This window comes from Croceivirga sp. JEA036 (genome assembly GCF_011882165.1).
Taxonomy (GTDB): domain Bacteria; phylum Bacteroidota; class Bacteroidia; order Flavobacteriales; family Flavobacteriaceae; genus Croceivirga.
Genome location: NZ_JAATON010000008.1, coordinates 86,271 through 98,171, shown reverse-complemented (window position 1 = coordinate 98,171; position 11,901 = coordinate 86,271). Strand labels below are relative to the sequence as shown.

The 11,901-nt window shown below is 37.5% G+C and carries 13 protein-coding genes; 7 read left to right on the top strand and 6 right to left on the bottom strand.

Features of this window, described 5'->3' with window-relative positions:
• The 7 genes from HCO57_RS16600 to HCO57_RS15885 all read left to right on the top strand — a co-directional run.
• On the top strand, positions 1–991 hold a 991-nt coding region (locus HCO57_RS16600), incomplete at its 5' end, for a hypothetical protein (RefSeq protein ID WP_209066182.1).
• Positions 992–1,066: 75 nt separating this feature from the next.
• The gene (locus HCO57_RS15910; RefSeq protein WP_167989847.1) at positions 1,067–3,025 is read left to right on the top strand and encodes a gliding motility-associated C-terminal domain-containing protein; all 1,959 of its coding nucleotides are present in this window, start codon (positions 1,067–1,069) and stop codon (positions 3,023–3,025) included.
• Between the two features lie 11 nt (positions 3,026–3,036).
• Positions 3,037–3,987 carry a type IX secretion system membrane protein PorP/SprF gene (locus HCO57_RS15905; RefSeq protein WP_136952151.1) on the top strand — a complete coding sequence of 317 codons (951 nt, stop codon included), beginning with the start codon at positions 3,037–3,039 and terminating at the stop codon, positions 3,985–3,987.
• A gap of 66 nt (positions 3,988–4,053) precedes the next feature.
• Entirely contained in the window at positions 4,054–4,584 is a 531-nt protein-coding gene (gene idi, locus HCO57_RS15900) for an isopentenyl-diphosphate Delta-isomerase (RefSeq protein ID WP_167989844.1), read from the top strand.
• Entirely contained in the window at positions 4,574–4,981 is a 408-nt protein-coding gene (locus HCO57_RS15895; protein ID WP_136952149.1) for a 6-pyruvoyl trahydropterin synthase family protein, read from the top strand. Before idi ends, HCO57_RS15895 begins: the two co-directional genes overlap by 11 nt.
• 65 nt (positions 4,982–5,046) lie before the next feature.
• Positions 5,047–6,015, top strand: a complete 969-nt coding sequence (locus HCO57_RS15890) for a type I phosphomannose isomerase catalytic subunit (RefSeq protein ID WP_167989843.1) — start codon at positions 5,047–5,049, stop codon at positions 6,013–6,015.
• 28 nt (positions 6,016–6,043) lie between these two features.
• Positions 6,044–6,319 (top strand): hypothetical protein, encoded by a 276-nt coding sequence (locus HCO57_RS15885; protein WP_167989842.1) that lies wholly within the window; start codon positions 6,044–6,046, stop codon positions 6,317–6,319.
• Positions 6,320–6,333: 14 nt separating this feature from the next.
• Here HCO57_RS15885 and HCO57_RS15880 read toward each other — a convergent pair whose 3' ends face one another.
• From HCO57_RS15880 to HCO57_RS15855, 6 genes are all read right to left on the bottom strand, one after another.
• A complete protein-coding gene (locus tag HCO57_RS15880) occupies positions 6,334–7,014 on the bottom strand; it encodes a DUF4369 domain-containing protein (protein WP_167989846.1) in 681 nt (226 codons plus the stop codon).
• A 68-nt stretch (positions 7,015–7,082) separates the two neighbouring features.
• The gene (locus HCO57_RS15875) at positions 7,083–8,345 is read right to left on the bottom strand and encodes a DUF819 domain-containing protein (protein ID WP_167989841.1); all 1,263 of its coding nucleotides are present in this window, start codon (positions 8,343–8,345) and stop codon (positions 7,083–7,085) included.
• A gap of 40 nt (positions 8,346–8,385) precedes the next feature.
• Entirely contained in the window at positions 8,386–10,584 is a 2,199-nt protein-coding gene (locus HCO57_RS15870) for a DUF5916 domain-containing protein (protein ID WP_167989840.1), read from the bottom strand.
• A 77-nt stretch (positions 10,585–10,661) separates the two neighbouring features.
• Complete coding sequence (locus tag HCO57_RS15865) at positions 10,662–10,823, bottom strand: Arc family DNA-binding protein (RefSeq protein ID WP_136952143.1); 162 nt, start codon at positions 10,821–10,823, stop codon at positions 10,662–10,664.
• A complete protein-coding gene (locus HCO57_RS15860) occupies positions 10,816–11,745 on the bottom strand; it encodes an alpha/beta hydrolase (protein ID WP_167989839.1) in 930 nt (309 codons plus the stop codon). The genes HCO57_RS15865 and HCO57_RS15860 overlap by 8 nt, the downstream gene beginning before the upstream one ends.
• A complete protein-coding gene (locus tag HCO57_RS15855) occupies positions 11,742–11,900 on the bottom strand; it encodes a DUF4177 domain-containing protein (RefSeq protein WP_167989838.1) in 159 nt (52 codons plus the stop codon). The genes HCO57_RS15860 and HCO57_RS15855 overlap by 4 nt, the downstream gene beginning before the upstream one ends.
• Position 11,901 lies beyond the last annotated feature (1 nt).

Here is an 11,901-nt window from a genome sequence, read left to right as displayed (position 1 = left end):
AGGCGCTCAAGGTCCAGCGGGTCCACAAGGACCAGCAGGTAATGACGGTGCAGTAGGCCTACAAGGCCCAGCCGGTCCACAAGGACCACAAGGACCACAAGGACCTCAAGGTCCACAGGGTCCTCAAGGCCAACCTGGTCAAGATGGACAAGACGGAGCAACAGGTCCTCAAGGACCTGCAGGCCCAACGGGTGCACAAGGTCCTCAAGGTCCACAAGGCCCACAGGGTCCTCAAGGCCAACCTGGTCAAGATGGACAAGATGGAGCTACAGGTCCACAAGGACCTGCAGGCCCAACAGGTCCAACTGGCCCTCAGGGTCCACAAGGCCCACAGGGTCCGGCAGGAGATCCAGCAACGGATGACCAAACCCTTTCTACAAACGGTAGCCCAGGTTATATTGCTATTACTGGAGGGAACAACGTAACCATAAATGTAAATGATGCCGATAGTAATATTGGAAATGAATACAATACTGGTTTTACCGTATCTGGAGGTAACCTAAGGATTACTGATGGTGGGGGTAACCTAGATGTTCCATTGACAGATATTGGTTCTGATGACCAGTTTGATGATGAAGTTAACTTAAGAACTCCAATAGACGTAGATGAGGGTGGTGAAGCTTCACCTACGGCAGAGACTAATGTACAAGAGGTTATACAAGCAATTGCTCCAATTACATCTAAAGCGGCAAGAATTTTTTATCCGCCATCAATTGCTGTAGATGCCTCTATAAATGGAACGTTCTCTATAGACTTGCATGCGCAGTATATGGCACAGTACGGTAGCCCAACAGTAGGTAGTGCTGGCGCACCAGCTGCCTTGCCAACTTACACGGCTACGGAGCTTTATTACTACGTAACCTATGCAGATCCTACAGTATTTAATACGGCCACGATGAGCATTGATGCTAATGGTGTTCTAAGTTATGAGATTATTGGGCAACCTGCAGATTACAATTCGTTGATCAACGTAGTATTTGTAGTAAAGTAATCATCTAAAGCTCATCAAATTTTGGATACATCCATTACACATAAAATAAAACTCCTGTCCATATTCCTTTTTATAATGGGTATGGGCAGTGTTTCTGCTCAGTTTTTACTACAAGCGCCAACAGATAGTGATCAAAATAACTTTAGGTGGTTTGAGGCTTCGGACACAGCAACCGTTTTAGGAACAAATTCCTTTTATGAAGTAACCGAACCTGGAGTTTATTTTGCAACCTATGATGGTACGCTGTGCGGTTCTAATGCTACAGGATATTTTATAGTAACTAATTGCAATTCGCCCTATAATGAGGTTACTTTAGACGTATCCCAGAATATTAGTGGCAGCGCAACCATAGACTGGAACAATCCGAGTATGAGTGGTACGCAACCCACGGTAACAGCAACTCAAGATGTTGAACGTTATGTGGCCACAATTACCAAAGCCAATAATAGCTTTGCGTTACCAAGATTCACGGTTGTTTGTATGGACCAAGCTGCTATTTTGGTAGAAGATTTTGCAGTAGTGGATGAAGATGATTCCGTTCAAATTCCAATATTTGATAACGATTCGGAATTGCCAGATACTGGGGTTTTAACTTTTACAGAACCGGCAAATGGTGTAGTATCTGTAGATGAGAATGGCACACCAAACGACCCTACGGACGACATTGTCATGTATACACCAAATCCAGATTTTAATGGACAAGATGTTTTTGAGTATACCTTATGTAATAGTTTTGGCGATTGCTCTACCACAACAGTAACAGTAGATGTAAACCCAATTGTAGACGCGATACCAGATGTGGTAACTACAGAAGAAGATACACCAATTACAATAGATTGGGCAGTCAACGATAATGATTTGCCATCAACAGGAACATTAACCTTTACAGAACCAACAAATGGTACTGTGGTAGTAGATGATAATGGTACACCTAATGACCCTAGTGATGATGTTATTACCTATACACCAGATACAGATTTTGATGGTACCGATATGTTTGATTACACGGTTTGTGATGCGCTAGGTAACTGTAGTACATCTACCATTACAGTAGTGGTAACAGACCAGGTTATTTTAGATACGGATGGGGATGGAATTCTAGATAGTTTTGAAGATTTAAATGCCGATGGCGATAATGACCCAGCTACCAATCCTACAGATACTGATAATGATGGTTTCCCAGATTATTTAGATATAGATAGTGATGATGATGGTATCCCAGATAATATTGAGGCACAAACTACTGATGGTTATATTGCTCCAACTGGTGTTGATGCTAATAACAATGGTCTAGACGATGCTTACGAGCAAGATGGTAATCTAGGGATTATACCTGTAGATACAGATTTGGACGGATTACCAGATTACGTAGATGAAGATGCCGATGGAGATGGTGTTCCAGACAATATAGAAGGTAACGACTTTGACCAGAATGGCTTACCAGATGTGGTATGGGTAGATTCTGACAAAGATAACGATGGTCTTAATGATGGTTACGAAGGCGATGCAACTGTAGATACGGATGTAAATGATGAAATTAACGACCCAGTAGTAGACTTACCAGATACAGACCAAGATGGTATCCCTGATTTTAGAGATACAGATGACGATGGTGATGGTATAGAGACTACTGACGAAGATGTGGATTTAGATGGAAATTTTGCAAATGATGATACCGATGAGGATGGTATTCCAAATTACTTAGATCCAGATTTAATTCAGCAAGAAACAGAAATAGAAGTCTTTAATGTGGTAACTCCTAATGGCGATGGTGTACATGATGTATTACGAATTGCAAACATTGAGAATTTCCCCAACAACACGGTTAAAATATACAATCGTTGGGGTGTTTTAGTATACCAAACAAAAGCTTACAACTCTAATGGTAATGTTTTTGATGGCACATCCGAAGGTAGAGTAACCGTAGATCAGGATAGAAAATTACCTGTTGGTACGTATTTCTACATCATCAATTACGAAGATTCCATCGGGAATATGAAGCAATTGTCAGGATACATTTATATCAATAGATAAAACAAACTAGTATGTTTAAGTACATATTCAAACATAAAAAAACAACTTTAGCTTTTGTAGCGTTGGTAATGACTTTAGGTACCATCAATGCGCAACAAGATGCCCAGTATACACAATACATGTACAATACCATGAGTGTAAATCCGGCTTATGCGGGTTCTCGTGGTCACTTAAGTTTGGCAGCCTTGTACCGTAATCAGTGGATTGGTTTAGATGGTGCTCCAGAAACTCAGACATTAAATGTGCATTCTCCTATAGGCTACCGTGGTGTAGGGTTGGGAGTGTCTATTGTTAATGATAAAATAGGACCTACTTCTGAAACCTATTTTGATGCCGATTTTTCATATACCATTTACACTAGTGCAGAGGGTAGATTGAGTTTTGGCCTTAAAGCAAGTGCTCATTTGTTAAACGTAGATTTTGATCAATTGAATCAAGATGATGTACAGGGTTCAGATGCCACACTACAAGCGAATATAGACAATCGTTTTTCGCCAAATATTGGTGCAGGAGTATACTATCATACAGAAAAATTTTATGCAGGCTTATCTGTGCCTCGCTTTTTAGAAACGGAACATTTTGCAGAATCTTCGCAATCTGTAGCAAAAGAACGGATGAATTTTTATCTGATTACCGGCTACGTTTGGGATTTAAATGACAACCTTAAATTTAAACCAGCTGTCCTAGGAAAGATGGTCAATGGAGCGCCTTTACAAGTAGATTTATCTGCCAACTTTATGTTTAATGAAAAATTTATTGGTGGCGTTGCCTACCGTTGGGATGCTGCATTTAGCGGTATGTTTGGTTTTAATATTTCTGAGCAAATGTTTTTAGGTTTAGCTTATGATAGAGAAATAACAGAATTAGGTTCCACTAGTTTTAATGATGGTTCTTTTGAGGTTATTTTTAGATTTGAGTTTCTACGCTCAGAAGGAAATTTAAAGTCCCCTCGTTTCTTCTAACATTTTCCTTTACAATTTATCTATCTGTTGGCAGCTAGAGTCGTATAAAGACTTTATTTTTATGCCATGGAAGAAAAAGTGATTTTGGTAGACTCCAATGACCAACAAATTGGATTAATGCCAAAAATGGAAGCGCATGAGAAGGCGTTACTACATAGAGCATTCTCAGTATTTGTGTTGAATAAAAAGGGAGAGATTATGTTGCAGCAGCGTGCCGCACATAAATACCATACCCCAAATCTTTGGACTAATACTTGTTGCAGCCATCAAAGAGATGGTGAATCCAATCTAGAGGCTGGTAAACGCAGATTGATGGAAGAAATGGGCTTTGTGGTAGACCTTAAAGAAATTTTCTCATTCATTTATAAAGCACCTTTTGACAATGGCCTTACAGAGCATGAATTTGACCATGTAATGGTGGGCTATTTTGAAGGAGAACCTAAGATTAATCCAGAAGAAGTGCAAGCTTGGAAATGGATGACGCCCAAGGCAGTGAAAGAAGACATTGCTACGCATCCGGAAAACTACACAGCTTGGTTCAAGATTATTTTTGATAAATTTTATAATCATTTAATGCAACAAGTACATGAGGGTTAAAGTAAGCAGAAAAGCACAGTTTAACGCTGCACATAGATTATACAGAGAGGATTGGACGTTTGACAAGAATCAGGAGATTTTTGGTAAATGCAACAATCCCAAATTTCATGGGCATAATTACGATTTAATCGTAAGTGTTACTGGCGAGATTGATAAAGAGACTGGCTATGTGATGGATATGAAGGTGTTAAAAGACCTAATTAAAGAACATGTTATAGAACCCTTGGACCACAGAAATTTAAATCTAGACGTGCCAGAGTTTGCCAATCTAAACCCTACAGCAGAGAATATTGCAGTAGTAATATTTAATAAATTGAGACCACATATTATAGCTGAAAACGAATTGGAAATACAATTGTACGAGACTCCTCGTAATTTTGTAACCTATACGGGCTAAGCAAATTAATACTTAAACTGCAAACACGACGTTATAATTTGTAAGAAAAATAATACGAAATTATTATGGGACTATATCCATTAAAGTTTAACCCTATTATGAAAGACCGTCTATGGGGTGGAGAAAAATTAAAGTCGCTTTTTAACAAGCCAAGTGAAACTGATACAACAGGAGAAAGTTGGGAGCTGTCTGCTGTTAAAGGCGATGTTTCTATAGTTTCTAATGGCGCAATAAAAGGTACTTCCTTACAAGAACTTATAGATGAACAAGGCGAAGCTTTACTAGGTAAAAGTGTGGTAAATCGTTTTGGTAGAGAGTTTCCTATATTAATTAAGTTCATAGATGCTAAACAAGATTTATCAATTCAATTACATCCTAATGATGCTCTAGCCAAAGAGCGACACGACTCTTTTGGTAAAACCGAAATGTGGTACATCATGGATGCAGATCCTGGAGCTAAACTTATTGTTGGTTTTAATAAAGACGTTGAGAAAGAAGCTTACAAGAAAAGCTTGGAAGATGATACCCTGTTGGATTTATTGAATTATGAAGAAGTAACCTCTGGCGATACCTTTTTTATTAATACAGGTAAAATACATGCTATAGGTGCTGGTGTTTTATTAGCAGAAATACAGCAAACATCAGATATTACATACCGTGTTTTTGATTTCAATAGAAAAGACAAAGAAGGAAATTTAAGAGAATTACATACAGATTTAGCCTTAGATGCTATTGATTATACTAAAAAAGACGATTTTAAAGTAGCGTATAATACTACTAAAGACCAAGTTAATGGCATGGTAGATTGTCCTTATTTTAAAACCAATTTTTTGGATTTAGAGAAGGATTTATCGCAAGATGTAACTACAAGAGATTCTTTCACCATATACATGTGTGTTGAGGGCAGTGCTACTGTGACTAATGACTATGGTAGTGCAGAATTAACTAAAGGAGAAACTATTTTAGTGCCAGCATCATCTACCAAAATAGCAATTGCAACTAGTGGTGTTAAATTGTTAGAGGTAACTATTTAGTAACTACCTTTGCTCAAAATTTAGAAGAATGGCAAGTGTAAAGAATTTAAAGAAAGATATCAACTACGTTCTAGGGGATATTATTGATGCAGTATACCAGTGGGAAGCAGAAACCGGAAATATTAATTCTAAAGAGGGTTCAGAATTGATAGATAAAGCTATTGCTACTTTTGATAATCTTTTAGAGAAGGTGCACCAAAAAGATGTTGAAAACAAAAAGGTACATTATAAAGAAATCCGTAACCAATTAGAAAGAGAGGCTACGGATTTAATCTCATCTTTGAACGATTTAGCTACAAGTTAAATTCCACCAAAATATTATTTTTTTAAAAGCTTGGCCAGCTCCTTACCATAGGTAGAGTTGGCCACTTTTGTATCTAGGTTGTTGTAAACAGAATCTAGATATTTTGGGTTAGCCTCTGCGCCATCTCTAACTGTAACAAAAGGGGTAACATAGCTTTTAGGGTGTGTTAAACCAAAGTTTAAGATGTAGCCATATCTTCTTAAGTAATTGCGCTCCGCCGCAGTTTGTAAAGAGTCTAATTTTGTAGTATCCTGCACATTGTAGGCTAATTGGGCTAACTCTAAGTCTTTTTTATGAAAATTAGAAATGATATTTTGGTATTCCTCATAATCAGTTTGGCTGGCAGAACCGATTATTTTAGCTTGATCAAACTCATCCCAATTAGTGGTAATAGTAACTTGGCCTGCTTCACCAAAAAACTGCAAACGGTCATTAAAAGTGTTATTATCTGCTCGGTCTAAATGCAAGAAAAATAATTCTGGATGTTCTAAAGGTTGCTCAAACTCAAAAGAACCATCGCCATGAAAAGCTATAGAATCTACAGTAACCATAGTGGTGTCCTGTATTTTTTGTAGATATAAGGTTCCTTTTTTAAGTCCCTTAATGGTCCCAGTTAGTTGCATAGTCTTACTTGGGTCGCTCCCGCAAGAAGCCAAAATGGAAATAATTCCTAAGGTTAAGATTAGTTTCTTCATCATCAAATTTAAAGTGGCAAATATCTTAATTAAATCGATTTTTAAAAGAGGTAATATGCACAAGTTATTTACATAGTTGCGGCAACTTCCATTAAAATGGCACATAAATAGGCGCCTACTGTACCCACTACATAGCCGAATACAGCCAACAAAATACCTACGGAAGTTAACGAAGGATGAAATTCTGCAGCTACAATAGGGGCAGACGCTGCACCGCCAACATTGGCTTGGCTCCCTACCGCTAAGAAAAAGTAAGGTGCTTTTATCAACTTAGCTACTACAATTAAGAGTAAGGCATGTATAATTATCCACGCAAAACCTATGGCAATTAGTCCTGGATTTTCTAAGACTTTACCTAAATCCATTTTCATCCCAATAGTAGCTACCAAAATGTACACGAATAACCTGCCTATTTTACTAGCTCCTGCTCCTTCATAGTTTTTTGCTTTGGTAAAAGAAAGCAGAATGCCAAAAGCTGTTGCTACTACTACCATCCAAAGAAAGGTTGAACTGAGGGAAGAAAGAATCTTTTCCTTATTGCGAATAATTTCAAAATTATCTTCTAAAAATTGAGCAATAGAATTGCCAAAAAAATGGGATAGACCTACCCCAAAGAAGGCAAAGAAAAAGAGCATTATAAAATCGTGTAGGGTAGGGACTCTAGTGATTTTTTCAGTGTGTGCTTTCACTTTTTCTTTTAAGACTTCTATAGAAGAGGTGTCTGCCTGTAACCAAGTATCTATTTTTTTGGATTTACCAATACCAAATAAGACGACGGCCATCCAAACGTTTGCAACTACAATGTCTATCAACACCATACCACCGTATTTGTCTTGGTTGTATTGAAAAATCTCTAACATGGCTGCTTGGTTAGCGCTACCGCCAATCCAACTGCCAGCAATAGTGGTCAATCCTCTCCAAACAGCATCAAAGCCTGCTCCACCCACAGTTTCTGGAGAAAAGATAGACACAATTAGGATGGCTAAAGGGCCACCAATAATTATACCTACGGTACCCGTAAAAAACATGATGAGCGCCTTAGAACCTAAATTGGCTATGGCTTTTAGGTCAATACTAAGCGTCATTAAAATAAGGGCAGCTGGTAACAAGTATCTACTTGCGATGTAATACAAATTAGAATCTGCTTCTGAAACCAAACCAGAACTGGTTAAAACGGCTGGCAATAAATAGCACATAAGTACACCAGGTACTATTTTATAGAATTTGCTCCAAAAGCCTGTAGATTTAGAAGAGGTGTAAAAAACAAAGCCTAAACACAATGCTAATAGGCCAATAATAACGGTGTCCTCCGTTAGTGGCAGTTGATTCATATTGGTTTGGAATTTATCAAATATAGAAAAAAGAGGACTGCTAGATATTAAGCCAATAGGTAAACTTTAAGTTGATGCTACGGCTTCTAGGCATAAAGCTTTCCACAAAGTAATTATCATTGTATACCAGGAATAAATCTGATAATGGAGCAAAACGCCATTGTAATCTTGAATTGATTCCTAAATTGTCGCGTTGGTTACTATACTGTACCAAGGTAGACCAGAAAACACTTTTAGAAAAAGTTATGTTGACTCTAGGACTAATCAGCCAAATGTCTGCACTAGAATAGGGTTGTGGTAAACTTATGTTATCGTATTGCAAATTAAGGCCTACTTCTACTTTTGGTTGAAATCTAAAATTGAATCGTGATTCTACGGATAAACGATTACCATTAAAAAATTCGCCATAACTAGGCTGTATGCGATAAGAGAAAACGCGTCTTTCATCAGAAGAAAAGCCTAGAGAAAAACTATTAAAGTGGTAAGCACTATTTGCAGGTAATTCTAAAGCATCGTCTTTACGAGAAGGGTCAAAACTATCTGTTAAATACACATAGCGTTTATTTAAGCCAAATTCTAAACGTTCTAGTGTTTTAAAAAATGCGGTAGTTCCAAAATTGATATTATAATCAGAATATAAAAAATCTAATCCAGGTCGCCATGTAATGGTCTGGAAAAGCTCGCTCTCAAAACGGTTTATCTTTCCTTTTTTTGGCCAAAAGCGACCCGTTAATCCGTTAGCTACTTTAAAAATATCTGTTCTGCGGATGAATCCTAAATCTGAAGAAAAATCATCATCAATAGAAACTACATCAACAAAGGCAGAAAGGTATTTGGTATTTTTTATGGCAAATACACCGAGGGATAAATTACCATCGCTATTATTAGGTTGAAAAGATTTGTGCGCATAAGCTTTACCATTCCAACTATTATCGGCAGAAGCGAGGTTGTAATCTATACCGATAACGCGATTGTAAATTTCGTCTTCTGGTAAAAAATCTTCTGCGCCAATAGCTTGCCTATTGATAAAAAAAGCGCTGATGTTAGAGCGGGAAAATACCTTTTGTTGCAGCGCTATCATCATATTATTGTTAGAGGCAATTTCGTTCTCCTTATCTTCTTCTGTTTGTATATTAAGAAAACCTATACGCAAGTTTTTATTGAGTTTACCACTTAACCGTAAGCCTCCTAAAATTCTGTTTTCTATAGTATTATCTGCGGTATCTTTGGCAATACCAATACGTCTAGAAAAAAAAGGATTTGCATCTCTAGTGCCCCCAAAACTGCCAAATAAATCGTTGTTATCCACAAAAAATTGGCGTCTCTCTGGCAAGGCAACCTCAAACCGGGTAAGGTTAGTAATAAAATTATCTACCTCTACGGTAGAGAAATCTGGATTTACGGTTAAATCCAAATTTAGGCTATTGCCAATAGCAACTTTAGCATCGGCCCCTACTTTAAAATTATTAAGTTGTTGGTTTTCTTCGTGATTCTTAGCCACAATACCATTTACATAAGGGATTATAGCTAGGGGTGTTCTGCTTTTACCTAAGGGTTTTTCAAAAACCATATCGCCCATAAAAGCAAGACTAAAAATAAGTTGGTTTTGCGGTATCCTAATCCACGAACTGCGTTCATTGGCTTGCATGTCTAATCGGTAGCTATTAAACCGCCATTTGGTTTCTCCTTCTCTGAATTTAAAAGAGGTGAGTGGAATAGCAATTTCTGAGATAAAGTAATTATCATAAATTTTAGATTCTCCCTTCCACTTTACATCCCAAGAAGTAGTAAAGTCTCCACGATCTAAACCACCATTAGAAATAAGGGCTTCTCTGCGTACTCCAAAGGGATTTATACCAAATAAAAAGGCATTGGTACCGTCATTAAACGTATCAAAAAGTAGGCTTATTTGGTCTATTCCTCCACCTCTAAAGTCCCGTTGTAAAGATTGAGTGATATAGTCTCTACCTTCACTATACCCTTTTACAGCTACATACAAGGTGGTTTCATCATACAACATTTTAATTTCTGTAGGTTGCACAGCCATTACAGTATCTACAGGAAAATATTGATGAAAATTAGTGACGCTCTGGGCTTTTTCCCAATCGGTCTCATCCAAAACACCGTCTAAAACTATGGGTTTGTCCGTGTGTTTTACAACAAAAGATTTGCTAGAAACCTGTGCATTGATTATTTGAAAAAAGACAATAGCAAGGAGTGTGGCAAAGTACTTGGCCATGATAATTTTTTGAATTAGCTGCCCCGAATTTAACAGTTTGTGCTGTTAAATAAATCACAAATATTTCCACTAGGGTTTTATTCTTCTTTTTTGGGTGCTCTTTTTGCCTCTTTCAGCGTTTTCATAAGCATCCATTCAATCTGGCCATTAGTACTACGAAACTCGTCTGAAGCCCATTTTTCTATGGCTTTAAGCATGTCTTCATTTAAACGTAGAGCAAAGGCTTTCTTCTTACTCATGTAGCTTAATAAATTTTTCTATCGCATTAATTAGTTGGGGAGAAATTGGGAAGTTTGGATTGGTATACGTTTCAAGGCCTTTTTCTTTTAAAGCGACTTCTTTTAAAACATGGGTAGTATTATCTAAAATTTGATAGGTTGCTTTAGGACTAGCTTTATATAAAGCTTCCGCTTCTGTAATAGAAACTTGTATGTCTAAATCGCCATTAAGAATAAGAACCGGGAGTTCTAATTTTTTTAATTCTTCTGCAGGATTGTAATTGGCCCACGAGCGTATAAATTTTTGATTTTGAGGTGCAAATATGGAGAATAGCATAGGATTCAGTTCCTGTATGGTATCCGTTGCCATTAGTTCTTTAAAATGCTTGGAAGCAATAGCAGCTAGTTCTGGGCTTTGCTTTTTTATTTGATGGATTAAGATAGTGTCTATACTGTTAGCAGGCCCAGCAATAGAAGTAAAACTTTTAATTTTTGGGTGCTTTTGTAGCATACCTACCAAGGAACCTTGGCTGTGACCTAAAATATGGTATCCTGAAAAATTACCGTTATCCTCAAAATGAGTAAGCATTTGGCCAACATTTTGCACTAAGTCTTCAAAGACTAACTCGGGTTTTTTTGCAATAATATCGTTTAGAACTGCAGCCTTGTCAAAGCGCCAAAAGGCAATACCTCTATTGTTTAAACTATCTGCAAGTTGCAAAATGTAGTCTGCTTGCAGCATGGGTTTTTGATTCCCGTCCATGTCTACAGGTCCGGAACCAGGAATAAAAATGGCTAAAGGCATTGGTTTTTTGCTTTCAGGATAAGATAATATCCCTTTAAAACTAACACCATCATAATTAAACATTATTTTGGCCTGTTTATGCTGCGCAGAGCATGTAACAACAATAAAAGCGATTACAATTTGTACGACTAGTCTCATCTATTTTTAGTTCTTTCCATTATAATTCTCCCTGTATTTTCCAAGTATTGCTTGTACTCCCAGCCATTTTTTGCATGCGCGTTTAAAACACTTTCCAAACGCTGTACGTTTTTGGCCAATCCACCAACAAATTGGACTACTTTGTATGCTTTCATA